The 24,873-nt window shown below is 72.5% G+C and carries 24 protein-coding genes and 2 riboswitches; of the genes, 9 read left to right on the forward strand and 15 right to left on the reverse strand.

The window, feature by feature from the left end:
• Positions 1-44: 44 nt before the first annotated feature.
• The 6 genes from QSK34_RS08495 to QSK34_RS08520 all read right to left on the reverse strand — a co-directional run bounded on the left by QSK34_RS08495 (position 45) and on the right by QSK34_RS08520 (position 6,639).
• Positions 45-2,348, reverse strand: coding sequence for a beta-glucosidase family protein (locus tag QSK34_RS08495; RefSeq protein ID WP_285581772.1), 2,304 nt, complete (start codon positions 2,346-2,348; stop codon positions 45-47).
• The gene (locus QSK34_RS08500; RefSeq protein WP_285581774.1) at positions 2,345-3,271 is read right to left on the reverse strand and encodes an aldo/keto reductase; all 927 of its coding nucleotides are present in this window, start codon (positions 3,269-3,271) and stop codon (positions 2,345-2,347) included. The genes QSK34_RS08495 and QSK34_RS08500 overlap by 4 nt, the downstream gene beginning before the upstream one ends.
• 1 nt (position 3,272) lies before the next feature.
• On the reverse strand, positions 3,273-4,118 hold the full coding sequence (locus tag QSK34_RS08505) for an SMP-30/gluconolactonase/LRE family protein (protein ID WP_285581776.1): 846 nt from the start codon (positions 4,116-4,118) through the stop codon (positions 3,273-3,275).
• Complete coding sequence (locus QSK34_RS08510) at positions 4,118-5,134, reverse strand: NAD-dependent epimerase/dehydratase family protein (protein ID WP_285581778.1); 1,017 nt, start codon at positions 5,132-5,134, stop codon at positions 4,118-4,120. The genes QSK34_RS08505 and QSK34_RS08510 overlap by 1 nt, the downstream gene beginning before the upstream one ends.
• A 9-nt stretch (positions 5,135-5,143) precedes the next feature.
• Positions 5,144-5,509: a tautomerase family protein gene (locus QSK34_RS08515; RefSeq protein WP_161477759.1), complete on the reverse strand. Its 366-nt coding sequence runs from the start codon at positions 5,507-5,509 to the stop codon at positions 5,144-5,146.
• Positions 5,510-5,592: 83 nt separating this feature from the next.
• The gene (locus tag QSK34_RS08520) at positions 5,593-6,639 is read right to left on the reverse strand and encodes a LacI family DNA-binding transcriptional regulator (protein WP_285581782.1); all 1,047 of its coding nucleotides are present in this window, start codon (positions 6,637-6,639) and stop codon (positions 5,593-5,595) included.
• Between the two features lie 358 nt (positions 6,640-6,997).
• Here QSK34_RS08520 and QSK34_RS08525 point away from each other — a divergent pair, with 358 nt between their 5' ends.
• The 4 genes from QSK34_RS08525 to QSK34_RS08540 are packed head-to-tail and all read left to right on the forward strand — an operon-like array spanning position 6,998 to position 11,526.
• Positions 6,998-8,389: an ABC transporter substrate-binding protein gene (locus QSK34_RS08525; RefSeq protein WP_161477758.1), complete on the forward strand. Its 1,392-nt coding sequence runs from the start codon at positions 6,998-7,000 to the stop codon at positions 8,387-8,389.
• Between the two features lie 18 nt (positions 8,390-8,407).
• Positions 8,408-9,361 (forward strand): carbohydrate ABC transporter permease, encoded by a 954-nt coding sequence (locus tag QSK34_RS08530; protein ID WP_202609511.1) that lies wholly within the window; start codon positions 8,408-8,410, stop codon positions 9,359-9,361.
• Complete coding sequence (locus QSK34_RS08535) at positions 9,345-10,142, forward strand: carbohydrate ABC transporter permease (protein WP_197038681.1); 798 nt, start codon at positions 9,345-9,347, stop codon at positions 10,140-10,142. The genes QSK34_RS08530 and QSK34_RS08535 overlap by 17 nt, the downstream gene beginning before the upstream one ends.
• 13 nt (positions 10,143-10,155) lie before the next feature.
• Complete coding sequence (locus tag QSK34_RS08540; protein WP_285581786.1) at positions 10,156-11,526, forward strand: glycoside hydrolase family 5 protein; 1,371 nt, start codon at positions 10,156-10,158, stop codon at positions 11,524-11,526.
• On the opposite strand, the gene QSK34_RS08545 is transcribed toward QSK34_RS08540, so the two are convergent.
• Positions 11,523-12,410, reverse strand: a complete 888-nt coding sequence (locus QSK34_RS08545; protein ID WP_285581788.1) for an NmrA/HSCARG family protein — start codon at positions 12,408-12,410, stop codon at positions 11,523-11,525. The genes QSK34_RS08540 and QSK34_RS08545 overlap by 4 nt on opposite strands.
• 92 nt (positions 12,411-12,502) lie before the next feature.
• On the opposite strand from QSK34_RS08545, the gene QSK34_RS08550 reads away from it, so the two are divergent.
• Positions 12,503-13,066, forward strand: a complete 564-nt coding sequence (locus tag QSK34_RS08550) for a TetR/AcrR family transcriptional regulator (RefSeq protein ID WP_285581790.1) — start codon at positions 12,503-12,505, stop codon at positions 13,064-13,066.
• Here the strand turns inward: QSK34_RS08550 and QSK34_RS08555 are convergent.
• The 5 genes from QSK34_RS08555 to QSK34_RS08575 form a co-directional block, all read right to left on the reverse strand.
• Entirely contained in the window at positions 13,053-14,267 is a 1,215-nt protein-coding gene (locus tag QSK34_RS08555; RefSeq protein WP_285581792.1) for an aminotransferase class V-fold PLP-dependent enzyme, read from the reverse strand. The genes QSK34_RS08550 and QSK34_RS08555 overlap by 14 nt on opposite strands.
• A gap of 15 nt (positions 14,268-14,282) precedes the next feature.
• Positions 14,283-14,398: riboswitch (SAM riboswitch) on the reverse strand.
• Positions 14,399-14,451: 53 nt separating this feature from the next.
• On the reverse strand, positions 14,452-15,204 hold the full coding sequence (locus QSK34_RS08560) for a GntR family transcriptional regulator (RefSeq protein WP_285581794.1): 753 nt from the start codon (positions 15,202-15,204) through the stop codon (positions 14,452-14,454).
• A complete protein-coding gene (gene trpA / locus QSK34_RS08565; RefSeq protein ID WP_285581796.1) occupies positions 15,125-15,991 on the reverse strand; it encodes a tryptophan synthase subunit alpha in 867 nt (288 codons plus the stop codon). Before trpA ends, QSK34_RS08560 begins: the two co-directional genes overlap by 80 nt.
• Complete coding sequence (trpB, locus tag QSK34_RS08570) at positions 15,988-17,163, reverse strand: tryptophan synthase subunit beta (RefSeq protein ID WP_285581798.1); 1,176 nt, start codon at positions 17,161-17,163, stop codon at positions 15,988-15,990. Before trpB ends, trpA begins: the two co-directional genes overlap by 4 nt.
• A 74-nt stretch (positions 17,164-17,237) precedes the next feature.
• Positions 17,238-18,104, reverse strand: a complete 867-nt coding sequence (locus tag QSK34_RS08575) for a nitroreductase/quinone reductase family protein (protein ID WP_285581800.1) — start codon at positions 18,102-18,104, stop codon at positions 17,238-17,240.
• Positions 18,105-18,414: 310 nt separating this feature from the next.
• On the opposite strand from QSK34_RS08575, the gene QSK34_RS08580 reads away from it, so the two are divergent.
• Complete coding sequence (locus QSK34_RS08580; protein WP_502875403.1) at positions 18,415-19,191, forward strand: isoprenyl transferase; 777 nt, start codon at positions 18,415-18,417, stop codon at positions 19,189-19,191.
• Positions 19,192-19,195: 4 nt separating this feature from the next.
• Here QSK34_RS08580 and QSK34_RS08585 read toward each other — a convergent pair whose 3' ends face one another.
• Both QSK34_RS08585 and QSK34_RS08590 read right to left on the reverse strand, forming a co-directional pair.
• A complete protein-coding gene (locus QSK34_RS08585) occupies positions 19,196-19,684 on the reverse strand; it encodes a hypothetical protein (RefSeq protein WP_285581802.1) in 489 nt (162 codons plus the stop codon).
• Between the two features lie 104 nt (positions 19,685-19,788).
• Positions 19,789-20,643 (reverse strand): alpha/beta fold hydrolase, encoded by an 855-nt coding sequence (locus tag QSK34_RS08590; protein ID WP_285581804.1) that lies wholly within the window; start codon positions 20,641-20,643, stop codon positions 19,789-19,791.
• A gap of 54 nt (positions 20,644-20,697) precedes the next feature.
• On the opposite strand from QSK34_RS08590, the gene QSK34_RS08595 reads away from it, so the two are divergent.
• Together QSK34_RS08595 and tenA are read left to right on the forward strand one after the other, a co-directional pair.
• A complete protein-coding gene (locus QSK34_RS08595; protein WP_285581807.1) occupies positions 20,698-22,581 on the forward strand; it encodes an ATP-binding protein in 1,884 nt (627 codons plus the stop codon).
• A gap of 36 nt (positions 22,582-22,617) precedes the next feature.
• Positions 22,618-22,728: riboswitch (TPP riboswitch) on the forward strand.
• Complete coding sequence (gene tenA / locus QSK34_RS08600) at positions 22,724-23,410, forward strand: thiaminase II (RefSeq protein WP_285581809.1); 687 nt, start codon at positions 22,724-22,726, stop codon at positions 23,408-23,410. (Overlaps the previous riboswitch by 5 nt.)
• Here tenA and QSK34_RS08605 read toward each other — a convergent pair.
• Positions 23,356-23,787 carry a DUF6010 family protein gene (locus QSK34_RS08605; protein ID WP_285581811.1) on the reverse strand — a complete coding sequence of 144 codons (432 nt, stop codon included), beginning with the start codon at positions 23,785-23,787 and terminating at the stop codon, positions 23,356-23,358. The two genes, tenA and QSK34_RS08605, sit on opposite strands and share 55 nt — an antisense overlap.
• Positions 23,788-23,907: 120 nt before the next feature.
• Between QSK34_RS08605 and QSK34_RS08610 the strand changes: the two genes are divergently transcribed.
• Positions 23,908-24,867, forward strand: a complete 960-nt coding sequence (locus QSK34_RS08610) for a GlxA family transcriptional regulator (protein ID WP_285581813.1) — start codon at positions 23,908-23,910, stop codon at positions 24,865-24,867.
• The last annotated feature ends 6 nt before the right edge of the window (positions 24,868-24,873 follow it).

Below are 24,873 nucleotides of genomic sequence, written 5' to 3' on the forward strand. Positions count from 1 at the left end.
AGAAAAAAGGGGGCGGCCCGGCCGACGGACCGCCCCCGGATCCGTCAGACGACGGATGCTTCCATGACGCGGTCGAAACCGACAAAACGTCGCTGGCCGGTCATCGTCACGGCGAGCACGGCGCGGATGTCGGCGCTGGACGCGCCCACCCGCAGCTCCACGTCGCCGGGGTCGACCTGCCGCCGCCACGACGCCCCGGTGTAGGAGGTCTGGTCGGCGTGCAGGGTGAGGGTCAGCTCGCGGCTCTCGCCGGGGGCCAGGTCCACGCGCCGCGCCGCGACGAGCGTCTGCACCGGCCGGGCCACCTCGGCGACCGGGTCGTGCAGGTAGACCTGGACGACCTCGGAGGAGTCCCGCCCGCTCTCGTTCCGCAGCCTCACGGTGACGTCGAAGGTGCCGTCGGTGGTCCAGGCGCCGGAGCCGGTCACCTCGCCCCACGTCACGGGCGCGTAGGACAGGCCGTGGCCGAAGGCGAACAGCGCGGTCGGGTCGACGTTGCTGACCTCGCTCTTCTGGGCGAGGGGCGCGCCGAGGTAGGTGGCCGGCTGGTTGCCGCCGTCACGCGGGAAGCTCACCGGCAGCCGCCCGGCCGGGTCGACCCGGCCCGACAGCACGTCGGCCAGCGCCGCCGCGCCCTCCTCGCCGGGGAAGAACCCGCACACCACGGCGGCCAGCCGGTCGATCTGCCGGCCCAGCTCGTAGGGGCGGCCGACCAGCAGCACCAGCACGACCGGCCTGCCGGTGGCCAGCAGCGCCTCCAGCAGCTCCTCCTGACGGCCGGGCAGCGCCAGGCCGGGGGCGTCGCAGCCCTCGCCGGAGGTGCCGCGCCCGAACAGCCCGGCCTGGTCGCCCAGCACGGCCACGACCACGTCGGCCTCGGCGGCGGCCGCGACCGCCGCCGCGATGCCCTCGTCGTCGCCGCCGGTCACCGGCACGCCCTGCGCGTACGTCACGTCGTACTCGGCCCTGAGCGCGTCGAGCAGCGTGGGGATCTCGACGCCCATGCCCGTCTCCGGGTGGTGCACGCCGACGTGCATCGGGAAGGAGTAGCAGCCCATCATGGCCTGCGCGGTGTCGGCGCGCGGCCCGACCACGGCCAGTTTCACGCCGGGGGCCAGCGGCAGGGCGGCGTCCCGGTTGTGCAGCAGCACGATGGAGCGGCGGGCCAGCCGGCCGGCCAGTTCCCGGACCTCGGGCCCGTCGAGCACCGGGTCGGTCTCGTGCAGGATGGGCGGCTCGGGGTCCCAGTCCTCGTCGAGCAGGCCGAGCTCGGCCTTCTGGACCAGCACCCGGCGCAGCGCGCGGTCGATCAGCGCGAGGTCGACCTCGCCCCGCTCCACCGCCTCGACCAGCGCCGGCCCGAAGGTGTTCACCGTGGGCAGCTCGACGTCGATCCCGGCGGTCAGCGCCAGCCGGGCCGCGTCGGTGGGCGACTCGGCCACGTGGTGCAGGGTCTGCAGGAACGCCACCGAGAAGTAGTCGGCCACGACCGTGCCGGTGAAGCCGTAGGCGTCGCGCAGCAGGTCGGTCAGCAGGGTCACGTCGGCCGCGACGGGGGTGCCGTCGATGTCGGAGTAGGAGTTCATCACCGACCCCGCGCCCGCGCGCAGGGCCATCTCGAACGGCGGCAGCAGCACGTCGGCGACCTCGCGGCGGCCCGCCGACACCGGGGCGAGGTTCCGGCCGCCCTTGGACGCCGAGTAGCCCACGAAGTGCTTCAGCGTGGCGACCACGCCCTGCGACTGCACGCCCCTGACGTAGGCGCTCCCGATCAGGCCCACCAGGTGCGGGTCCTCGCCGATGGTCTCCTCGACCCGGCCCCAGCGCAGGTCGCGGGCGACGTCCAGGACCGGCGCGAGCCCCTGGTGGACGCCGAGACGGCGCATGGTGGCGCCGATCTGGGCGCCCATCTCCTCGACCAGGTCGGGGTCGAAGGTCGCGCCCCAGCACAGCGGGTTGGGGTAGACGCCGGCCTGCCAGGCGGCCACGCCGGTCAGGATCTCCTCGTGCACGAGCGCCGGGACGCCCCACCGCCCGGCCGTCACGAGGGAACGCTGCGCGGCGGCGAGGGTGGCCGCGCCCTTGACGGGGTCGACCGGCGTGGTGCCGAACGGCCGGGTGAGCTGGCCGATGCCGTCCTTGACCAGGTCGTCCCACGGGACCGGCAGCGCGGTGAACTCGTGCTGGTGGGGGGCCATCTCACCGTCGGTGTTGTCGATGCCGACCCACACCCCGTAGAGCTGGGCGATCTTCTCCGGCAGGCTCATCCGCGCCATCAGCGCCTCGGCCCGCTCCTCGGGAGACCGTCCCGCGTCTTTCCAGGGCGCGGGGGTGGTCACGATGGTCATGTGTATCTCCGGTTGATGCGGTCGAGTTCGTCCCACAACTCGGCGGGGATCGGGGTGGACGCGAGGTCCAGCGTCGCGGCGACGCGTCCGGGTTCGGAGACGCCGACGATGGTGGAGGTCACGCGGGGGTCGCGCAGCGAGAACTGGAGCGCCGCCGCCGCCAGGGGCACGCCGTGGGCGGCGCACGCCCGGGTCATGGCCCTGACCGCCTCCCGGATCGGCTCGGCGGTCTCCCGGTAGGCGTAGCGGGGCTGGACGTCGGGGCCCTTGACGAGCATGCCGCCGCCGTAGGGGGCGCCGTTGACAAAGGCGACGCCCTTCGCGGCCGCGTCGTCCATGAGCGGGTCGGCGGAGCGGTCGACCAGCGTCCAGCGGTTGTGGTTGATCACGGCGTCGAACACGTCGGTGCCGACGAACCGCCGCATCAGGTCCACCGGGCCGCCCGCGACGCCGAGGTGGCCGACCACGCCCTCCTCGCGCAGCGCAACCAGCGCCTCGACGGCGCCGCCGGGGGCCATCGCCTCCTCGAAGGTGATGTGGTACTCGGGGTCGTGCAGGTACATGACCGGCACGTGGTCGACGCCGAGGCGCTCCAGGCTCTCCTCGACCGAGCGGCGCACCCGCTCGCCGGAGAAGTCCCCGGTGCCGGGGTCGGCGTCGGCCTTGGTGGCCAGCACGAACCCCTCCGGCAGGCCGCGGCGGCGGATGACCGCGCCGATGCGGCGTTCGGCGCTGCCGGCGCCGTAGTTGTTGGAGGTGTCGAGGAAGTTGACCGGGCCGTCGAACACGTCCTCCACGGTCGCCTCGGCGCGGGCGTCGTCGACGGCGTAGCCGTACAGGTCGGGCATGCTCGCCAGCGGGCTGGTGCCGACGCAGATCGGCGTCACGCGCAGGCCGGTCCGGCCGAAGGGCCGTCTGTCCATCTCAGATCACGAACCTGTTCGCGGGTCGGCCGCGGTGGCCGGGCACGGCCCGGAAGATCGCACCGGCGGCGGGCTGGTCGCGGAGCTGGGCGGGGGAGAGCTCCTCGGTGGAGGTGGAGATGTAGAGCACGTCGAGGTCCGGTCCGCCGAACGCGCACGAGGTGACCTGGGTGACGGGCAGCTCGACGACCACGTCGGGCTCGCCCTCCCAGAATCGGACCACCCGGCCGCCGCCCCAGAAGGCCACCCACACCCCGCCCTCGGCGTCGACGGTCAGGCCGTCGGGCATGCCGGGCTGGTCGGAGGTGTCGGCCCAGGTCCGGCGGCCGCTCATGTCGGCGTCGAAGACGTCGATCCGCCGGGTCGGGGTGTCGACGTAGTAGCAGCGGGTGCCGTCGGGCGACCAGTCGATGCCGTTGCTGCACGTCACGCCGGTCAGCACGGTGTGCAGCGAACGGTCGGCGTCGAGCCGGTAGAGGGCCGCCGCGCCGGTCGTGAAGGCGTAGGCCATGCTCCCGGCCAGGTAGCGCCCGGCCGGGTCGACGTTGCCGTCGTTCATCCGGATCTCCGGCCGGTCGGCCAGCGGCGCGGCCAGCCGTTCGGTGAGCACGCCGCCCGAGGTCAGGGCCATGCCGTCGCCGTCGGCGATCAGCAGGGTGCCGGGGTCGGTGGTCATGTGCACGGCCGTGACCGGCGCCGGCAGGTCGACCCAGTGGACGTCGTCCGGAGCGCCCACGTCGAAGACCCGGCCCCGGGGGATGTCCACGAACCGCAGGCGGCCCGCGACGTCGTCCCAGGTCACGCCCTCCAGGTGGACGCCGCCGACGTCCAGCCAGACGTCCGCCATCAAGGAGCCAGCGGGGTGATCGCCGCCACGGCGGCGTGGTGGGCGCGGACGAGCCGGCCGAGCACCTCGTCGGTGGCCGCGTCGGGGCGGGTCTCCCCGGGGTTGGCCGACCGCCAGGCGTGCAGCCGCCGGGCGCCCTCCGACCACGTCGTCGTCGGGTTGAAGGCCGGGACGAACCGCTTGATCTTGCTGTTGTCGAAGACCGCCGTGTGGGCGAGGTCGCCCAGGATCAGCGTCGACCAGAACCAGTCGGGCGCCACCTTCGGCAGGAACTCCGCGGGCAGGTGGACCAGCCTCGGCGGCACCTTCTCGGTCGTGGCGATGATGCCGTAGATCTCGTCCCAGGTCAGCGACTCGTCGGAGGTGATGTGGAAGTCCTCGCCGATCGCCTGCCAGTTGCCGATCAGGCCGGCCAGGCCGACGGCCAGGTCGCGGGCGTGGGTGAGCGTCCACAGGCTGGTGCCGTCGCCGGGCACGACCAGTTCGTCGCCGCGCGCGATGCGGTCCCAGGCGGTCCAGTCGCCGGGCAGCGGCGGGTTGGCGTCGTCGTAGGTGTGCGACGGGCGGACGATCGTGACCGGGAAGCCGCGCTCCTCGTAGGCGCGCTCCAGCACGACCTCGGCGGCGATCTTGTCCTGGGCGTAGGCCAGGTAGGGGTTGCGTCGGGTGGTCGACTCGGTGACCGGCCACTGCCGCACCGGCTTGTGGTAGATCGAGGCGGAGCTGATGTGCACGTACTGGCCGACGCGGCCGTCCAGCAGGTCGGCCATGGCCTGGGCGTCGTCGGCGCCGAAGCTGAGGAAGTTGACGACGCTGTCGAAGCCGGTCTCCTCGAACGCCCGCTTCAGCGACTCGGGGTCCTGCACGTCGCCCGTGATGGGCGTGACCCCCTCGGGGAGGGGGCGCTTGCTGGTCCGGCCGCGGTTCAGGACGTACACGTCCTGGCCCTGGCGGACCGACTCGGCCACGCACGACGAGCTGATCGTGCCGGTGCCGCCGATGTAGAGAACCTTCACTGTGTACTCCTAGTTGCGGGACTTGCCGGCGTACCAGTCCTCGAAGCCGTTCTCGACGACGCTGATCAGCAGGTCGTCGTTGCGGATGCCGAGGTCGGCCAGGTTCTTCGCGATCAGGTCGAAGGTCGCCCACTTGGTGGTCACGTCGTACATGTGGACCATCTGGATCTGGATGCTGATCAGGTCGCGGCGGTCGACGCCGTTGTACCCGGGGTCGGCGATCAGCTCGCCGGGGGCGTGCGTGCGGAAGATCTGGAACCTGTCGGTCGGGTCCATCCCGAGCCCGTCCACCAGAGCCTGGTGGACGCCTTCGCTGATCTGCGGGCCGAGCCGTTCGGCGAGGGAACGGTCGAGGTCGATCTGCACGAGAGGCACCGGGGACTCCTTCAAAGAAAGTTTCGGCAATTATCCGAAACTCCGAGCATTCGGAGACACCGTAGGGCTGACTTTTCCGGACGTCAAGCCTGTTTCGAGGAAGTTTCGGACGGCGCCGCGGTGCTGTCCCTGATCACCAGGCTGGTCGACAGCTCCAGCCGCAACGGCTCCTCGGCGGGGTGCTCGGCCTCCAGCACGTTGCGGACGGCCAGCATCGCCATCTGCGCCAGGGGCTGCCGGATGGTGGTCAGTTTCGGGGTCGTCCACTCGCAGACCTCGGTGTCGTCGAACCCGACCACGCTGAGGTCGTCGGGCACGCGCAGGCCCCGGGCGTGCACCTCCTCGTAGACGCCGGCGGCCTGCTGGTCGGAGGCGGCGAACACGGCGGTCGGAGGTTCGGGCAGGTCAAGCAGGTCGGCCGCGCCGCGGCGGCCGCTCTCGGGATAGAAGTCGCCCGGCCGGATCAGGCGCTCGTCGACCGGCAGCCCGGCCCGGCGCAGGGCGGCGCGGTAGCCGTCGAGGCGCTCCATGCTGCACGGCACGCCGTCGGGCCCGGTGATCATGCCGATGCGCTCGTGGCCAAGGCCGATCAGGTGCTCGGTGGCCGCGAAACCGCCGGCCCAGTTGGTCGCGCCGATGGTCGGGATGTCCTTGTCGAAGCCGCCGACCTGGTCGACGACCACGAACGGCGCGTCGATCGTGCGCAGCCGGGCCGCCCCCAGGTGCTGGGTGCCCGACCCGACCAGGACCACGCCGTCGGTCGGCCGGGAGGCGATCGCCGCCAGCCACTCGCGCGGATTGGCCTGCCGGTCGTGGGTGACGGTGAGCACCAGCCGGGCCCCCAGCCGGTAGGCCTCCTGCTCGGCGCCGCGCAGCAGCTCGCTCGCCCAGGCGGTGTCGAGCTCGGTGATCACGAAGTCGACCAGACCCACTTTGCGTGGCTCTGACCTGGCCCTTCGCTGGTAGCCTGTGGCCTCCAGCGCATCCTGCACGCGTCGTCGGGTCTCCGGGCCCACGGCGTCACGGCCGTTGAGCACCTTGCTCACGGTCGGCACGGATACCCCCGCCGCCGAGGCGACCATCGCGATGGTCACCCGGTCGGCGCGCCTGGTTGCGACCCGCTTCGGCACGACACCTCATCATGCGTAGATTCGATCTGTCGAAACTTTCCTTCACCGTAGCACCGGCCGGGCCGGTGCCGTCCATAGCGCTTGTGAACTGCGAAGACTTAGTCGCATTCGCAGACCGTCCGTAAGGACCGGTGCTGACCGCCGACCGGGCAAGATCCGGAGTTTCGAAACTCGACGGAAACAATTTAGCCGAAATTCTTGACACTGCCGAGAGCTCGGTGTTTCTCTCTTTCGAGACCGCTTTCGAAACTTTCGGAGTTTTCGGAAGCCTTGCCTGCTCCGGCTCTCGACAGTTCTCACAGGGCGCGGAACGGCGTCAGTACCACGGTGCGTGCCTATCACGCGCAAGGAGAGACACATGCTGGGATCTTCGCGAATCTGGAAGCGTCGTCCCCTCGGGTTCGCCGCCGCGCTCATGAGCGGCGCGCTGGTGCTCGCCGGGTGCGCCGGCGGCGGGGCGCCGGGGCAGAACGCCGCCCAGAACGCGGATCAGGGATCCGCCGACTCCGGCGAGATCACCTGGTGGGGCTGGACCCCCGACGCGGCGCCCGCCGAGGCATACATCAAGGCCTTCAACAAGGTCTACCCGAACATCAAGGTCACCTTCAAGAAGCTCACCATCGACGGGTACGACGCGGCCATCCGGCCCGCCCTCGCCTCGTCGGTCGGCCCCGACGTGTTCGACGTCGCCCCCGGCGCGGCCAACGGGTCCGTCGACATCTACGGCGTCAACGCCATCGACCTGAAGCCCGCCGTGGAGAAGGCGCTGGGCGCCGACTGGGAGTCGAAGCTGGCGCCGATCGGGGTCTCCAGCCTGAAGAACGGCGACAAGCTCGCCGCCCTGTCGGTCGGCTCGGTGTTCTCCGGCACGGTCTGGATCAACAAGGACCTGTTCGACAAGTACAACCTGCAGCCCCCCACGAACTACGACGAGTGGAAGAAGGTCTGCGCGACCTTCAAGGCCAACAACGTCGGCTGCTTCGTGCAGGGCGCCGCCCAGACCGCGTTCAACGAGGACACCCTCCAGGCGATCTCCAACAACGTCCAGCCGGGCGTGTGGGAGAAGGCCCTCAAGAAGGAGGTGCCCTGGACCGACCCGACGATCGTCAAGGCGCTGACCCTGTGGAAGGGCCTGTTCGACGACGGGATCATGCAGGAGGGCGCGCTCGGCACCCAGCAGTACCCCGACGCCAACAACGGCTTCATGTCCGGCAAGTACGCCATGGTCATGATGGGCAGCTGGTACATGCAGTACTCCACCGTCGAGGGCATGACGGCCGCCATCTCCGGCGCCGGCGTCGCCGACCCCAAGCCGTTCACCCAGCTCCCCATCGCCTTCCCCGACATCGCGGGCACCGGCAACGTCGGCTCCCTCTACGGCGACGCCGACTTCGGCCTGGCCGTGAACCAGAAGTCGAAGAACATCGCCGCCGCCACCACCTTCGCGACCTGGCTCGGCACCTCCGCCGAGGGCCAGCAGGCGGTGGCCGACATCCTCAACGACATCCCCGCCCTCGTCAGCGCCCAGCCCAACTGGGACGCCGTCAAGCTGGTCAACCCCGAGGTGCAGAAGCCCGCGCTGGAGAAGCTGATCTCCGACGCCGGCAAGTCGGACGAGCCGCGCCTCGCCACGGTGGTCGCCGACCTGCAGACCGCGATCGGCGTCGCGTCCACCACGGTGGCGGCCGGGGAGGCCACTCCCGAGGAGGCCGCGGCCACGCTGCAGGACACCGCTTCGAAGATCAAGTAACCCCCGAGGACGGAACCCTTGACCTCCACGACCACATCGAAGACCGGGGCACGCCGTCCTTCCGGATCCTCCGCTCCGGGACCCGGTTCCCGGAGCGGGGCGATCCGCCCCTCCGGCCTTCCGTGGATCCTGCCCGCGTTCGTCTTCGTGGTCGGCATCCTCTACTACTGCATCGGCGAGACGGGCTACCTGTCCACCCTCGACTGGGACGGCACCAGCCCCACCCCGACCTCGGTGGGCCTGCAGAACTACCAGGACATCCTGGTCGACCCGATCTTCTGGCAGGCCATCTGGCACACCGTGATCTTCTTCCTGGTGACCTTCACCGCGCAGACCGCGATCGGCTTCACCTTCGCGGCGCTGCTGCACTCGAAGGTGCGGCTCGCCACCGTCTACAAGGTGATCGTGTTCACCCCGGTCGTCATCGCGCCGGCGACCATGGCGCCGGTCTTCCGGCAGATGTTCGCCGCCGACGGCCAGCTCAACTGGTTCCTCGACCACGTCGGCCTGGGCTTCCTCTCCCAGCCCTGGCTGGCCCAGTCGAGCACCGCCATGCCCGTGATCATGTTCATCACCGTCTGGAACTTCACCGGGCTGACCTTCGTGCTCTACTACGCCGCGATGGGCCAGATCGACCCGGAGGTGCTGGAGGCGGCCCGCACCGACGGCGCCAGCAACCTGCGCACCCTGGTCAGCATCGTCTGGCCCGGCGTGCGGAGCACCACGGTGGCGCTCGCCATGCTCAGCGTGATCGGCGCGCTGAAGACCTTCGACATCCCCTACCTGGTGACGATCGGCGGCCCCAACTACGCCACCGAGTTCCTCGGCACCTACATCTACCGGATCAGCATCCCCAGCGCCCACGTCGGCTACGGGGCGGCACTGTCGATCATGCTCCTCGTGCTGGCCCTGCTCGGCGCCATCGCCGTCGCCGCCCGATCGAACCGGAAGGACGGTGAGAGCGGTGTTTGAGGCCCGCCGCCCGTCGGCCAGGCTGCTGCTGCAGATCCTGGTCACCGCGATGGTCATCCCCTACCTGTTCCCCCTGGTCGTGATGGTCCAGGGCTCGCTGGCGGGGGAGGGCTGGGGCAACTACCGGGCGGTGTTCGAGGTCGGCACGATCGGCACGTTCTTCAAGAGCAGCGTCATCATCTCGGTCTCGACGATCGCCATCGTGTACGTCCTGACGATGCTCGCCGCCTTCGGCTTCTCCAAGCTGCGCGTGCGCCGCAAGGAGGTCTACTTCTGGATGATCCTGGCCGCGCTCACGCTGCCCGAGGTCGTCCTGCTCACCCCGCTGTTCGCCACGACGCTGGCCCTCGGCGTCTACGACACCTACTGGGCGGTCGTGCTGCCGCTGGCCGCGCTGCAGATCCCCTTCACCGTGCTGATCGCCCGCCGGTTCGTCGACGGCGTGCCCGACGCGCTGTTCGACGCCGCCCGCATCGACGGCGCGAGCACGTTCACCTCCTTCCGCTACATCATCATCCCCATGACGCGGCCGATCGCCGCCGCGATCGTGGTGCTGACCCTGATCGGCTCGTGGAACGCCTACCTGCTGCCGCTGGTCCTCATCCAGGACCCCGCCCAGCAGACCGTGACGCTGCTGCCGCAGTTCTTCGTCAGCCAGTTCAGCAACGACCAGACCAAGGTCCTGGCCAGCGCGGTCATCACCGCGATCCCCGAGATCGTCGCCTACCTCTGCCTCCAGGGCCTGTTCGAACGCGGCCTGTCGGCCGGTGCCATCAAGTAAAGGAACCCCTCACATGACCTTCCTCCGGGTCGAAGGACGCCAGTTCGTCGACGAGTCGGGCACCCCCGTCCGCCTGCGCGGCGTCGCGGTCGGCGGCTGGCTGAACATGGAGAACTTCATCACCGGCTACTCGGGCAACGAGGCGCTCATGCGCAGCCTGGTGCGCGAGGTCCTCGGTGACGAGAAGTACGAGCTGTTCTTCGACCGCCTGCTGACCGCGTTCTTCAACGAGGACGACGCGAAGCTGCTGGCCGAGATGGGCATGAACTGCGTCCGCCTTCCCGTCAACTACCGCCACTTCGAGGACGACGCCCGGCCGTTCGAGTTCAAGCCCGAGGGCTTCAAGCACCTGGACCGGGCGGTGGAGGCGTGCGCCAGGCACGGCATCTACACCGTCATCGACCTGCACGCCCTGCCCGGCTCGCAGAACCACCACTGGCACTCCGACAACATCACCCACCGCCCCCTGTTCTGGGACCACCCCCACTTCCAGGACCGCGTGGTGAAGATGTGGGAGCACATCGCCGAGCACTACAAGGACAACCCCTGGGTGGCCGGCTACAACCCGATCAACGAGCCCGCCGACGAGTCGCGCAAGGTGGTCGGCCCGTTCTACACCCGCCTGGTCGAGGCCATCCGCGCGATCGACGACCGGCACATCCTGTTCCTGGACGGCAACACCTACTCCACCGAGTTCGACGTCTTCGACGAGCCGTGGGACAACACGGTGTACGTCGCCCACGACTACGCCGCCCCCGGCCTGGGCGGCGGCGGCCCCTACCCGGGCGAGACCGCCGGGAAGCACTGGGACAAGGCCGCCCTGGAGGCCAAGTACGCCGAGCGCACCGAATACTGCACCCGCACCGGCACCCCCGTGTGGGTCGGCGAGTTCGGCCCCATCTACACCGGCTCCGAGCCCCGCGACGCCGAGCTCCGCCGGCTGCTGGCCGACCAGCTCGACATCTTCAAGCGCGACGGCGCCGGGTGGTCGATCTGGATGTACAAGGACCTGGGCCGCCAGGGCCTGGTCATGGTGCGTCCCGACTCCCCGTACCTGAAGCGGTTCGGCGACTTCGTCGCCAAGAAGGTGCGCCTGGGCGCCGACCAGTGGGGCAGCGACGGCAAGGGCGTCGCCGAGGTGACCGGCCCCTTCTACCAGATGATCGCCGACGAGTTCCCCGGCTTCGACCCCTACCCCTGGGGCCAGTACGACTGGGTGCGCACCCTGCTGCTCAACCTGACGGTGGCCCAGCCGCTCGCCTACGAGTACGCGGAGCTGTTCCGCGGCCTCACCGACGACGAGCTGATCGCCCTGGCCGACTCGTTCGCCCTGGCCAACTGCGACGTCCGCACCACCCTGCGCGACCAGCTGATCGCCGGTTAGAGGTACTTCGCGGTCCACTCCTCGAAGCTGGTCAGCGGGATGCCGAGCGCCCGCGCGTACTCCGGTCGCGCGGGCTGCCCGACCGCCCCGGTCCGTTCGTGCGAGGCGCCCGCCCACACGGGCATGCCCTTGGCCAGCGCCTCCTCCTCGGTCAGGTCGGGCGCGGTCAGCTCGGTCCCGAGCGCCTTGGAGAGGATCGCGGCGATCTCCGTCATCGTCAGGAAGTCGCTCGCCAGCTCCAGCTCGATCCCGTGGAACCGCTCGGGGTCGAGCACGGCCGCGGCGGCGGCCCGCCCGATGTCGTCGACCGCGACGAGCGACAACCTGGTCTGCGGCTTCAGCACCGTGACCAGGCCGCCCTCGACGCCGCGCGGCAGCAGGTAGGCCGCCGACGGCAGGAAGTTCTCCATGAACCAGCCCGGGTTGATCAGCGTCCAGTGGGCGAACCCCGCCTCGCGGACCCGGTCCTGGATGCCGGACTTGGTGGTGTAGTACGGCTGCAGGTGCGCCCACCGCTCCGTGGTGATCTTCTGCGCGGCCCCCGACACGGCCGTGTGCACGAACTGCGGCACCCCGGCGGCCAGCGCGGCCTCGATCAGGTTCTCGGCCTGCACACGCTCGCCGTCGAAGTCGATGCCGTTCCCGTCCATCGGCGGCATCTGCACCGAGAACACCGCCCTGACCCCGTGCGCCGCCGCGACCAGCGAGCCGCGGTCGTAGAGGTCGCCCGTCACCAGCTCGGCCCCGAGCGCCTCGACCGCCTGCGCCTTCGCCGTCGACGGATCCCTGACCAGCGCCCGGACGGGCACTCCCGCCTCGATCAGGGCGCGGGCGGTCGCGCCCCCCTGCTGCCCGGTGGCGCCGGTGACCAGAACGTGGGACATGACACTCCTCTCAAAAAACGGCGGACCCCGCCGTTTCTGTTCCGGTACGATACGGAGGCCCCCGCCGTTTAGCAACCCCGAGGTCAGGACCGATGCGTGCCGACGCCCAGCGCAACTACGCGCGCCTGCTCGCCGTCGCCGAGGAGGAGATCGCCCTCAACGGCGCCGACGCGTCACTGGAACAGATCGCCCGGATCGCCGGCGTCGGCTCGGGCACGGTCCGCCGCCACTTCCCCACCCGGCACGCCCTGCTGGCCGCCGTCTTCCGCGACCGCGTGGAGAACCTGTGCGCCCACGCCCGCGACCGCGTCGGCCGCGCCGACACCCGCGCGGCCCTCCTGGAGTGGCTGAACGCGGTGACCACCTCGGCCGCCACGATCCGCGGCCTGGCCATGGCCCTCAACCGCGACCGGACGGCCGACGTGGAACACGAACACTGCGCCACGACCCAGCTGACGGAGGCGGGCGAACCCCTGGTCCGGCAGGCGGCCGGCGACCTGACTCCGGGCGTCACCGTCACCGACCTGCTCGCCCTGATCACCGGCATCGCCCTGGCGACCGAAGACCACCCCGACCCGGCGGCCGAGGCCAACCGCCTCCTCGGCCTGGCCATAACGGGGCTCAGCCCCGCCGACGGCCGGGTCAGGCGGCCCTGACCCGCTTCGCGAGGCTGCTGAGGGCCGACAGCAGGCGGTCGACGTGTTCCTCGGTGCTGCCGATGCCGATCGAGGCGCGGACCGCGCCGCCGAGTTCGTCGCAGCCGCCCTGGCCCACGCCGAGCAGGTGCCGGACGAACGGGTGGGCGCAGAACTTGCCGTCGCGGACGCCGATCCCGTGGTCGGCCGACAGGCGTTCGGCCACCTCGCGGGCGGTGTGGCCGTCGACGACGAAGGACACGATGCCGACCCGGGGGTGGTCGGAGGGCCACAGGGCCAGCTCGTGCACGCCCTCGATGGCGGCCAGCCCGGTCCGCAGGCGGGTGAGCAGGCGCTCCTCCTCCTCGATCAGGCCGGTCCAGCCGGTCTGGCTCAGGTGGTCGCAGGCGGCGGCCAGGGCGATGGCGCCCAGCACGTTGGGGGTGCCCGCCTCGTGCCGGGCCTCCACGTCGGTCTGCCACTCGGCCTGCTCGCCGACCGAGACGACCGCGCCGCCGCCCTTCAGGTAGGGCTCGGCCCGCTCCAGCCAGTCGCGGCGGCCGATCAGCACGCCGGTGCCGAAGGGCGCGTACAGCTTGTGGCCCGAGAAGGCGACGTAGTCGAGGTCGAGGGCGGCGACGTTCAGCGGGCGGTGGGGGGCGAGCTGGGCGGCGTCGACCGCGATGCGGGCGCCGTGCCGGTGGGCGATGTGCGCGAGCCCGGCGATCGGCCACAGTTCGCCGGTGACGTTGGAGGCCGCGGTAACGACCAGCAGCGCGGGGCCGTCGATCGCGGCGAGCGCCTCGTCGGCGGCGCGGAGGGCCTCGCCGGGCAGCGCGGGCGGCGTCAGGCGGACGGGCGCGGACCAGGGGAGGAGGGTGGCGTGGTGCTCGGTGTCGAAGACCACCACCGTGGTGCCCTCGGGCAGGCCGCGGGCCAGCAGGTTCATCGCGTCGGTGGTGTTGCGGGTGAACACGAGCGCGTCGTCGGGCCGGGCGCGGGCGAACGCCTTGATCGTGTGGCGGGCCTGCTCGTAGCGGGCGGTGGTGAGCTGGGAGGCGTACCCGGCGCCCCGGTGGACACTGGAGTAGGCGGGCAGCGCCTCGGCCACGGCCTGGCTGACCGCCTGGAGACAGGGGGCGCTCGCGGCGTAGTCGAGGTTGGCGTAGGGGACCAGGGCGCCGTCGCGGACGGGCACGTCAAGGGACAACACGGGGGACACAACGCCTCCAGGAGAGCCACGCGCTTGCCCGTCGCACCCCGCGACGGACCAGGTCTTCACCCGGGGCACCCCGCCGCGGACGCGAGGGTTGCCGGCCAGCAAGCCGGGGCTGTGCGCTGGCACTCATGACCTTCGCCGGAACTATAACCCGGCGGCCCCGCCCGGACGCAAGCCCGCTCTGGATCTACTTTGTAAAGGCGCCGGACCAGTGCAACGACAGGTCCGCGGCCTTGCGCTCGGCCCGGATCTCCATCCACTCGCCGAGGATCGTGGCGTGGTCGGTGACGACCAGCGCACCCCGGTCGTCGTAGGTGACCCGTTCGCTGACGAACACCGGGCTGCCCGCCGGGTGCCCCAGCCGGGCCGCCACGGGGGCGGTGAGCAGGGCGGGCCTGATGCGCTCGGTCGCCCGGTGCACCCGCGCCCCGGCGTCGGCGAGCGCGGTGTAGAGCGGGGTCTCGGTGAAGTCGGCGCCCCTGATCGCCGAGGCGTACGGCTCGACGATCCACGAGATCTGGTGGACGGCGGGCCGCTCCATGAGGTGGCGCACCCGGGCGAGCCGCAGGGCCCGCAGGCCGGCCGGCGCGTCGGGGAGCAGCCGGGTGAGCGCGCGCGGGGCCGGCCGCAGCGCGGCCGAGAGCACCTCGGTTCGCAGGGGATGGCCCTGCCTGCGCAGGTCGTCGCCGAGGCTGCGCAGGGTGTCGAGGGGGTATTCGGCGCTGGGCCGCCTCACGTAGGTGCCGCGGCCGGCCCGCTGGTCGATCAGCCCTTCGGCACTGAGGACCTGCAGCGCCTGCCGGAGCGTCATCATCGTCACGCCGTAGGAGGCGCTGAGCTCACGTTGCGCGGGCAGCGCCTCACCCGCGCGGTAGTGGCCCGACCGGATCTTGGCGATCAGGTCGTCGGCGATGGCGCGGTAGCGGGGCGTACTGCTCATCGGGCTCCCTGTCGAGTGGGCGGTCGAGCGCGCGGCGGATGCTCGCCACATACTCTCCCAGCTCGCGGGGCCCGGCGCCGTCGAGCAGCCGGCGCATCAGCGCCGAGGCGACCACGACGCCGTCGGCGTGCCGCGCGAGCTCGGCGGCCCGAGCGGGGTCGGACACCCCGAAGCCGAACAGCACCGGCCGGTCGGTGAGCGCCGTCAGGTCACGGCCGAGCCGGGCCGCCTCCGCGGAGATGCCGCCGTCCTCGCCGGTCGTGCCCATCCGCGTCACCGCGTAGACGAACCCCCGGCTGCGCGCGGCGATCGCGCGCAGCCGCTCGGGGGAGGACGAGGGCGCGGCCATCAGCGCCAGGTCCAGCCCCTCGGCCGCCGCCGCGCCGGCCAGCTCGCCGACCTCCTCCAGCGGCGAGTCGGGCACGATCAGCCCGCGCAGCCCGCTCGCCCGCAGCGCCGCGCAGAACGCGGCGGCGCTCCGCTGGAAGACCAGGTTGCTGTACGTCATCGCGAACAGCGGCACCTCCACGTCGAGCGCGGCCAGCTCCGCGAGGATACGCGTGACCGTGGTCCCGCCCGCGATGGCCCGGTCGGAGGCCTCCTGGATGGTGACGCCGTCGAGCATGGGGTCGGAGAACGGCAGGCCGATCTCGACGGCGTCGGCCCCGGCGTCGGCGTAGGCGCGGACGACGTCCGTCCACCCGGGGGTGACCCCGCCGGTGACGTAGGGCACGAGCAGCGCACGGCCCGCGTCGCGGCGGGCGGTCAGGAACTCTTCGAGCGTCACAGCAGCTCCCTGATGGAGGCGATGTCCTTGTCTCCCCGGCCGGAGAGGGTCAGCAGCACGGTGGACCCCGGCGCGATCCCGCCGGATTCGGCGGCCCGGATCACCCAGGCCAGGGCGTGGGAGGACTCCAGCGCGGCCAGGATCCCCTCGGTGCGGGCCAGGCGCACGAGCGCGCTCACGACCTCGTCGTCGGTGACGGTCGCGTACCGGGCGCGGCCGTCGTCGCGGAGGTGGGCGTGCTCGGGCCCGATGCCGGGGTAGTCGAGCCCGGCCGCGATCGAGTGGGCCTCCCTGACCTGGCCGTCGTCGTCCTGGAGGACGAGCGAGCGGAAGCCGTGCAGGATGCCCGACCGGCCGGAGGTGGCCGCCGCGCCGCCGTGGGCCTCGACGCCGACGAGCCGGGCGGTGGTGCCGACGAACCCGGCGAAGGTGCCGGCGGCGTTGGACCCGCCGCCGATGCACGCGACCACGTAGTCGGGCACCGCGGCGGGCAGTTCGGCGGCGCACTGGGCGCGGGCCTCCTCGCCGATGACCCGCTGGAACTCGCGCACCATCCACGGGTAGGGGTGCGGCCCCATCACCGAGCCGACGCAGTAGTAGGAGTCGCCGACGGAGGCGACCCAGTGCCGCATGGCCTCGTTGCAGGCGTCCTTGAGGGTGCGGCTGCCGCTGGTGACCGGCACGACCTCGGCGCCGAGCACGTTCATCCGCAGGACGTTGAGCTCCTGGCGTTCGATGTCGCGCTCGCCCATGAACACGGTCGCCTCCAGCCCGAGGAGGGCGGCGGCGGTGGCCGTGGCGACGCCGTGTTGTCCCGCGCCGGTCTCGGCCAGCAGCCGCCGTCTGCCCATCCGCTGGGCCAGCAGCGCCTGGCCGACGACGTTGTTGATCTTGTGTGAGCCGGTGTGGGTGAGGTCCTCGCGCTTGAGCAGCAGCGTGATCCCGAGTTCCCGCGACAACCGCCGGGCGGGGGTCAGCGGGGTGGGGCGTCCGGCGTAGACGGTGAGCAGGGTGGTGAGCCGGTCGCGGAAGCCGGGGTCGGCCCAGGCGTCCCGGAACGCGGCCTCGATCTCGTGGCAGGCGGGGATCAGCGACTCGGGGACGTACCGCCCGCCGTAGTCGCCGAACCGCCCGGTGGTTCCCGGGTCGCTCATCAGGGCGTGTTCGCTCATGTACGTCGTCCTCCGGACTGTTCTAGAACAGTGAGTGTTCTAGAACAGTACCCCAGAGACGGCTCACGGCGCGGTCACGGGCGCGCCGGAGGCCACGGGATCCCGGCCAGGAGGGGGAGGACGACCGCCTCCTCGTGGTCGAGGTGCGCGTTCAGCTCCGCCGACATGCGGTCGAGCTCGGCGCGGAAACGCCCGGGGTCGGCGGTGCCGATGTCGGCCAGGAGGGCGGCCAGCTCGCCCTGGACCCGCGCGATCGTGTGGTGTTCGGCGGCGAGCCGGGCGAAGGCGCCCGCCAGGTGGGGATGGTGCGGGGCCAGGCCGGGGAAGAGGTGCCCGTCCTCCCCGGCGTGGTGGAACTCCAGGGTCTGGCAGAACGCCAGGCAGCGCTGCCGGATCTGCAGGCCGAGACCCGGGGGTTCGCCGGGCCCGGCGGCGAAGTGCGCCTCGACCTCCGCCCGCACGTGGCGGAGCTGCCCGCGCAACCAGGTGTGGACCTCCAGGAGCTTGTCGGCGAGAGTGGCGACCTCGCCGGGCCGGGCCGGTTCCAGGACGACGACGGGAAGCAGCCGCGTGGTGGCGGCCTGGTAGTCGGCGTAGCCGGGGGAGACCTTCACGACCTGCTCGAACAGCGCGTCGCGGCGGGCTCCCTCGGCGGGGATCGCCAGGGCTTCGAAGGTGTCGGCGCCGAGCTCCACCCGTACAGAAGGATGGGCGAGCAGGTTGTGGTACCAGCCGGGGTGCCGCGCGGCGCCCAGGTTGGAGCCGACGACCAGCAGCGAGCCGCCGTGGCGGACATAGCCCAGCGGAGTGGTGGTCTCCTTTCCCGACTTCGCGCCGGTGGTCGTGAGCAGGAGCAGGTCACCGCCCGCGAAGGGGCCGCCGACCCTTCCCTTGTTGGCGCGGAACTCGGCGATGACGGACTGGTCGAATGACGTGGGCATGCGGATGCGTGTCTCCGAAGATCAGGATGAAAGGAAAAAAAGGGGTCGCCGAAGGCGGCACACGGGAACGGTGCCGGCGGCGTGCTAGGAGAGAGGCGGGGTGTCGAAGACCCTTCGCGTGAAGGATGTTCGCCCGATCACCGGCCGGCCCACTGCTCTTTGACCGGAGTCACGCGACATCGGGGCCCATTAGATCCGCCGGGCGTTCCCCCGTCAACCGGCGAGGACCGCTTGTCGTTTTTCGGTGGGGGTTCGGTGCAGGCGGTTGTCCGGAGGAGCGGGGCCGGTCGACGATGAGCCCATGATGGGGATGCGACGGCGGCTGAGGGGCGTGCTCGACCGGATCTACGTGCGGCGGCTGGCGGGGCGGCTGCCCCGCGAGCTGATGCCGCGGCACATCGGGATCATGGTCGACGGCAACCGCCGCTGGGCGCGGTCGGCGGGCTTCCGTGATCCGGCCGACGGGCACCGGGCGGGCGGGGCGAAGATCCCGACGTTCCTGAGCTGGTGCGACGCCTACGGGATCGAGCAGGTGACGATCTACCTGCTGTCCGACGACAACCTGGCCCGCGGGAAGGACGAGGTCGCGGCCCTGCTGGGCATCATCGAGGGCGTCGTCGAGGAGCTGGCCGCGCCGGGCCGCCGGTGGGAGGTCACCCCGATCGGCAGCCTGGACCTGCTGCCGGACGCCACGGCCCGGGCGATCAAGGACGCGGCGGCCCGGACGGCGGGCCGGCGGGGCGGGGCGAAGGTGAACGTCGCGATCGGCTACGGCGGTCAGCGTGAGATCGCCGACGCGGTCCGGTCGGCGATCGGTGAGCAGCTGGCGTCGGGTGTCCCGCTGGAGGACATCCTGGACGGCTTCGACGCCGAGTCGATCTCGCGGCACGTCTACACGGCGGCGCAGGCGCCGCTCGACATGATCGTCAGGACCAGCGGCGAGCAGCGCCTGTCGGGTTTCATGTTGTGGCAGTCGGCGTACGCGGAGATGCACTTCTGCGAGTGCTACTGGCCCGATTTCCGGGAGATCGACTTCCTGCGGGCGCTTCGTTCGTACGCGGGCCGGGGCCGCCGGTTCGGCCGCTGACCGTTCACCCGTGGTCGGTGGTGAGCCGGTCGATGGTGGCGGTGGTGTGGGTGACGCCGTTGAGGACGCACCCGGCGCCGAGGTCGATGAGGTTGCTGGTGGTGCGGCCGGTGAGGTGGGCGGTGCCGCCTTCGAGGGTGTACGCGGTCAGGTCGCCTCGGTAGAGGACGTTGTTGACCGTGGTCGTGGTGCCGTCGTTCCAGGTGATGGCGATGCGGGCGTAGCCGGGGCCGATGGGACCGGGGCACTGGCTGGTGAGGCCGCCTTCGACGCGGACGGATCCGCCGGTGATGGCCGGGTGGCGGGCGGAGGAGCAGACGCCGAGGTCGCCCGTTCCGGCCATCCAGGCGGGTGTCCTCCGGTAGGTCAGCCCGGGGGTGTAGCTCAGGCTGAGGCTGCCGCCGTGGCAGGTGATGTCGCCGGTGTCGGCCGCGGCCGGCTGGAGCGGCGCGAGGGTGAGCGCGAGGGCGGCGGCGCACAGGATCGCACGCATGGGTCATCCCTTCTGTCGAAGGGCTCCATGATGTTCACGGGCGGGCGCCCCGGAGGCGTGCCGACGTGCCAGGGGGCGCCGGGGTTTGCCGGAATTTCACCTGGTCAGCGGGCCAGCAGTTCGCGGATTCGCCCGGTGATCTCCGCAGGGGCCTCCTCGGCCATGAAGTGGCCGGCCGTGGTGGTGTGGTGGCGCAGGTCCGGCGCCCAGGCCCGCCACAGGGCGGCGGCGTCGTAGCCGAGGGCGGCGCCCCAGTCCTGCTGGATGACGGTGACGGGCATGGCGAGCCGGGTTCCGGCGGCGCGGTCGGCGGCGTCGTGGTCGACGTCGACGCCGGCGGAGGCGCGGTAGTCGGCGACGATCGAGGGGATCGCCTGCCGCGCGGCGGTCAGATAGGCGTCGCGGACGTCGCGGAGGGCCTCGGGATCGCGGACCCAGGCGTCGAGGAAGTGGCCGAAGAAGGCGTCGGGGTCGGCGGCGATGAGCGTCTCCGGCAGGCCGGGCGGCTGGGCCATGAGGTAGAGGTGCCAGGCCACGGCGGCCGAGGCGCCGTGCAGGACGTCCCACATGTCCAGGGTCGGCAGGACGTCCAGGCAGGCCAGGTGGGTGATCGTGGCCGGGTGGTCGAGCGCGGCGCGGAAGGCGACGAGGGCGCCCCGGTCGTGCCCGGCCAGGGCGAACCGATCGTGGCCGAGGGCGTGGGCGAGGGCGACGACGTCGGCGGCCATCTCGCGTTTGGAGTATCCGGTGGCGGGTTTGTCGCTGTCGCCGTAGCCGCGCAGGTCGGGGCAGATGACGGTGTGGGTGGTGGCGAGGTCGGCGGCGACGTGCCGCCACATGAGGCGGGTCTGCGGGAAGCCGTGCAGCAGGACGATCGCGGGCCCGGAGCCGCCGACGGCGGCGGTGAGGGTGACGTCGTCGGCGACGGGGACGCGGTGGCGGGTGAAGTTCTCGAGCACGGGGTCGAGGTTGCCGGGTGCGGATGAGCATCCGATGAGCGTTAGCGTGGCGGTGTGTCCGTTGTGGTGGGGGTCCTCGGGCCGGTGGAGGCGTGGGACGCGGCGGGGGCGGCGATCGCGTTGCGCGGGCCGCGCCATCGTGAGGTGCTGGCGCGGCTGGTCGCGGCCGGGGGCCGCGTGGTGCCGGTCGAGGTGCTGGCCGCCGATCTGTGGGACGACCCGCCGGAGGGCGCGGTGGCGGCGATCCGGACGTTCGTGGCCGCGTTGCGGCGCGCGCTGGAGCCCGGCCGGCCGCCGCGCACGCCGCCGCGGGTGATCGTGACGGCGGGCCCGGGATACGCGGTGCGGGCCGAGGCGGACGTGTGGCGGTTCGAGGAGGCGGCCCGGACGGGCGGGCCGCCGTCGGTCGTGCTGGCCCGGCTCGATGCGGCGCTCGGGTTGTGGCGTGGGCCGGCGTACGCCGGGATGGCGTGGGCCGAGGGGGAGCGGGCGCGGCTGGCGGAGGTGCGGCTGCGGGTGGTCGAGCGGCGGGCGCAGGCGCTGCTGGAGCTGGGCCGGGCCGCCGAGGCGGTGCTCGATCTCGACGCGCACGCCCGGGCCCATCCGTGGCGGGAGGAGATGTGGCGGCTGCTGGCGCTGGCGCTGTACCGGTCGGGACGGCAGGCCGACGCGCTGGCGGCGCTGCGGGCGGCGCGGGCGGAGCTGGCGGGGCGGCTGGGGCTCGATCCGGGGCCGGGGTTGCGGCACCTGGAGGAGGCGATCCTGCGGCACGACGACCGGCTGGCGTTCGGCGACGCGGCCGCGCGCGTGTGGGCGAGCGCGGCGGCGGCGCACGACCGGGTCGCGCCGGGGGCCGGGCCGAGGCTGGAGGCGGCGGTCGGGCTGATGCGCGGCCTGGCGGTGACCGGCGGCGAGGGCCTGGTGGCGGCGCGGGAGCATCGGGCGGCGGCGGTCGAGGCGGCCGAGGAGCTGGGTGACGCCGAACTGGTGGCGCGGGTGATCGGCGCCTACGACGTACCGGCGATCTGGACGCGGTCCGACGACCCGGCGCAGGCCGCGCGGGTGGTCGGCGCGGCGGCGCGCACGCTCGACCGGCTGGCGGCCGGGGCGGCGCCGGCGACGCGGGCGCGGCTGCTGGCCACGATCGCGGTGGAGTCGCGGGGCGGGGGGTCGGGGCGGGCACGCGCGGCGGCGGCCGAGGCGGTGGAGATCGCGCGCGGGCTGGAGGACCCGGTGCTGCTGGTGTTCGCGCTGAACGGCGCCTACATGCAGGAGTTCGGGCGCACCGGCCTGTCGGGGCGGCGGGCCCGGATCGGGGCCGAGATCGTCGAGGTGGCGGCCCGCCACGGTCTGGCGAACTACGAGATCCTCGGCCGGCTGATCGGTCTGCAGTCGGTGTGCGCGGTCGGCGACTTCGCCGGGGCAGACGGGCAGGCGGCGCGTCTCGACGTGCTGGCGGTGCGGCACGACCGGCCGCTGACGTCGGTGTTCACGGCCTGGTACCGGGCGCTGCGGCGGGCGGAGGATCCGGCGGCGGCGTTCGCGGCCAAGGAGGCGGCCTACCGGGAGGCGGCCGGGCTGCTGGAGGGCGCGGGGATGCCCGGGTTGAGCGAGGGGTTGCCGGCGCTGGCGTCGTTGTGCCTGCGGCTCCGGCACGGCCGTGCGCCCGAGCCGGCCGATCCGGGGGTGTACGGCCCGTTCGAGCCGTGGGTGCGTCCGGTTCTGCGGCCGGACGCCGATCTGGGCGCGGTGCCCGATCCGCCGGGCGACCTGCTGGCCGAGGCGTTGTGGACGTTGCTGGCGACGGCCGCCCGCGCGCGGGGCGACGGCGTCGTGTTCGATCGGGCGCGGGAGGCGTTGCGGCCGGCGGCGGGGGAGCTGGCGGGGGCGGGGAGTGGTCTGGTGAGCCTGGGGTGGGTGAGGGACGTCATCGGCTGACCCTCTTTGCGGCGGGCGGCGTGTCGGTTAGGTTGATCATGACATCGCGGGAGCCCGGCGTACCGGGCTGAGAGTGCGGCTGGACGGCCGCAGACCGCTTGAACCTGACCGGGTCATGCCGGCGTAGGGAGAAGGTCTCACCATGACGTATCAGCCGACGTCCCTCACCACGTTCAGCGACGGGTTGTGGGACGCCGTCGACCCCGTCTACCAGGCGATCCTCCGTCATCCGTTCATCACCGGGCTCGTCGACGGGACGCTGCCCAGGGAGGCGTTCCGGCACTTCGTCGTCCAGGACTCCCACTATCTGCGCGACTACGCCCGCGCGCTGGCGGTGTGCGCGGCCAGGGCGCCCGACGAGGAGGTCACCCGCGCGTTCGCCGGCGACGCGGTGGGGGCGATCGCGGCCGAGCGGGAGATGCACGCCGCGTTCATGGCCGACCTGGGCGGGTCGGCCGAGGAGGCGGCGGCCCAGCCGGTGGGGCCGACGACGCGGGCGTACACGAGTTACGTGCTGGCCACGGTGTACGGCGGTTCGTTCCTCGACGGGCTGGCGGCGGTGCTGCCGTGTTACTGGATCTACGCGCGGGTGGGGGCCGACCTGCTGGCGCGCTCGTCGCCCGACCCCCTGTACCGGCGGTGGATCGCGGCGTACGGGAACGAGGAGTTCCAGGAGACCGTGCGCCGGGTGGTGGCGCTGACCGACCGGCTGGGCGCGGAGGCGACCGGGGCGCAGCGGGCGCGGGCGGCGGAGCACTTCGTGGCGACGGCCCGTTACGAGTGGATGTTCTGGGACGCGGCCTGGCGGCGGGAGTCCTGGCCCCTGTGACGCCACAGGCGGGTGATCGACGGCCCGCCCGCCAAGCACCACACCGCGATGACGGGGTCGCACAGGGCGCAGCCGAAGCTGGAGTCGGCGAAGAAGGGGATGATCGGCGCGCCCTGGAGGTGGTGGACGACGTCCCAGGCGGTGTGCAGCAACCAGCCGATCCCGATCCAGTTCCAGTTCGTCAGGCCCCGGTAGGCGACGTAGGTCATGACGGCGGGCATCAGGAACTCGGCGTAGCCGAGCCCGCCGCCACCCAGGTAGGCGGCGCCCGCGCCGGCGACGAGCACGGCGTTGACCGGGCGGCGGTGCGGTTCGGGGATCAGCGACAGCAGGGCGGCGCAGATCAGCCCGATGACGATCGGCATGACGACGGCCATGTGGGGTTCCGTTCTCGGCGGTTTCTGGGTGGCAGCGCCACGGTAGGGCGGCCGGGCGGGGCCGCCCCAGGGGGTGAACGGACAATCAGCGCCGGGTTCCCGCCGCACTAGCGTGGGGGAATGCACACGGTGGCGGTCCTGGCGCTGGACCATGTGGTGGCGGCCGATCTGGCGACGCCGGTGGAGGTGTTCGGGCGGGTCCGGCTGGCCGACGGGAGCCGCCCCTACCGGGTGGTGGTCTGCGCCCCCGCCCCGCAGGTGGCCGGGGAGGCCTTCGCCATCGTCGCGCCGCACGACCTGTCGGCGCTGCGGGAGGCGGGCACGGTCGTCGTCCCGGGATGTTCGGAAGGCGCGCCCCCGCCGCCTGCGGAGGTGCTCGACGCGTTGCGCGCGGCGGCGGCCGCCGGAACCCGGATCGTGTCGATCTGCGCGGGCGCCTTCACCCTAGCGGCGGCCGGGCTGCTCGACGGGCTGCGCGCCACCACCCACTGGGCCGCCGCCGGCCTGCTGGCCCGGTCGTTCCCCGAGGTGGAGGTGGACCCCGGCGTCCTGTACGTCGACAACGGCCAGATCCTCACCTCGGCCGGGGCCGCCGCCGGGCTCGACCTGTGCCTGCACCTGGTCCGGCGCGACTTCGGGTCGGCGGTGGCGGCGGCGACGGCGCGGTTGTCGGTGGTGCCGCTGGAACGGGAGGGCGGGCAGGCGCAGTTCGTCCCGCACGCCCCGCCGGCCGTGCCGCGCGGGTCGTCGCTGGAGCCGGTGCTGGCGTGGATCGAGGAGAACCTCGACGGGGAGGTGACGCTGGCGCGGCTGGCGCGCCGGGCCGGGATGGGGGAGCGGACCTTCAGCCGGCGCTTCCGCGAGCAGACGGGGACGACCCCGCTGCAGTGGCTGCTGCTGGCCCGGGTGCGGCGGGCCCAGCTGCTGCTGGAGAGCACCGACGAGGGGGTGGAGCGGGTGGCGGCGCGGTCCGGGTTCGGGTCGGCGGCGGCCTTCCGCGACCGGTTCAAACGCGTCGCCGGGGTGACGCCGACGGCCTACCGCGCGGCCTTCGGGGATTGTCGGTCGGGTTCGCCATGATGAGGG

Source organism: Herbidospora sp. NBRC 101105 (assembly GCF_030269205.1).
Classification (GTDB): domain Bacteria; phylum Actinomycetota; class Actinomycetes; order Streptosporangiales; family Streptosporangiaceae; genus Herbidospora; species Herbidospora solisilvae.

Coding starts and splice junctions, on each gene's coding strand:
- QSK34_RS08495 (WP_285581772.1), bottom strand. CDS start 2,348: ATGACCATCGTGACCACCCCCGCGCCCTGGAAAGACGCGGGACGGTCT.
- QSK34_RS08500 (WP_285581774.1), bottom strand. CDS start 3,271: ATGGACAGACGGCCCTTCGGCCGGACCGGCCTGCGCGTGACGCCGATC.
- QSK34_RS08505 (WP_285581776.1), bottom strand. CDS start 4,118: ATGGCGGACGTCTGGCTGGACGTCGGCGGCGTCCACCTGGAGGGCGTG.
- QSK34_RS08525 (WP_161477758.1), top strand. CDS start 6,998: ATGCTGGGATCTTCGCGAATCTGGAAGCGTCGTCCCCTCGGGTTCGCC.
- QSK34_RS08540 (WP_285581786.1), top strand. CDS start 10,156: ATGACCTTCCTCCGGGTCGAAGGACGCCAGTTCGTCGACGAGTCGGGC.
- QSK34_RS08545 (WP_285581788.1), bottom strand. CDS start 12,410: ATGTCCCACGTTCTGGTCACCGGCGCCACCGGGCAGCAGGGGGGCGCG.
- QSK34_RS08550 (WP_285581790.1), top strand. CDS start 12,503: ATGCGTGCCGACGCCCAGCGCAACTACGCGCGCCTGCTCGCCGTCGCC.
- QSK34_RS08560 (WP_285581794.1), bottom strand. CDS start 15,204: ATGAGCAGTACGCCCCGCTACCGCGCCATCGCCGACGACCTGATCGCC.
- trpB (WP_285581798.1), bottom strand. CDS start 17,163: ATGAGCGAACACGCCCTGATGAGCGACCCGGGAACCACCGGGCGGTTC.
- QSK34_RS08575 (WP_285581800.1), bottom strand. CDS start 18,104: ATGCCCACGTCATTCGACCAGTCCGTCATCGCCGAGTTCCGCGCCAAC.
- QSK34_RS08580 (WP_502875403.1), top strand. CDS start 18,415: ATGCGACGGCGGCTGAGGGGCGTGCTCGACCGGATCTACGTGCGGCGG.
- QSK34_RS08585 (WP_285581802.1), bottom strand. CDS start 19,684: ATGCGTGCGATCCTGTGCGCCGCCGCCCTCGCGCTCACCCTCGCGCCG.
- tenA (WP_285581809.1), top strand. CDS start 22,724: ATGACGTATCAGCCGACGTCCCTCACCACGTTCAGCGACGGGTTGTGG.
- QSK34_RS08605 (WP_285581811.1), bottom strand. CDS start 23,787: ATGGCCGTCGTCATGCCGATCGTCATCGGGCTGATCTGCGCCGCCCTG.
- QSK34_RS08610 (WP_285581813.1), top strand. CDS start 23,908: ATGCACACGGTGGCGGTCCTGGCGCTGGACCATGTGGTGGCGGCCGAT.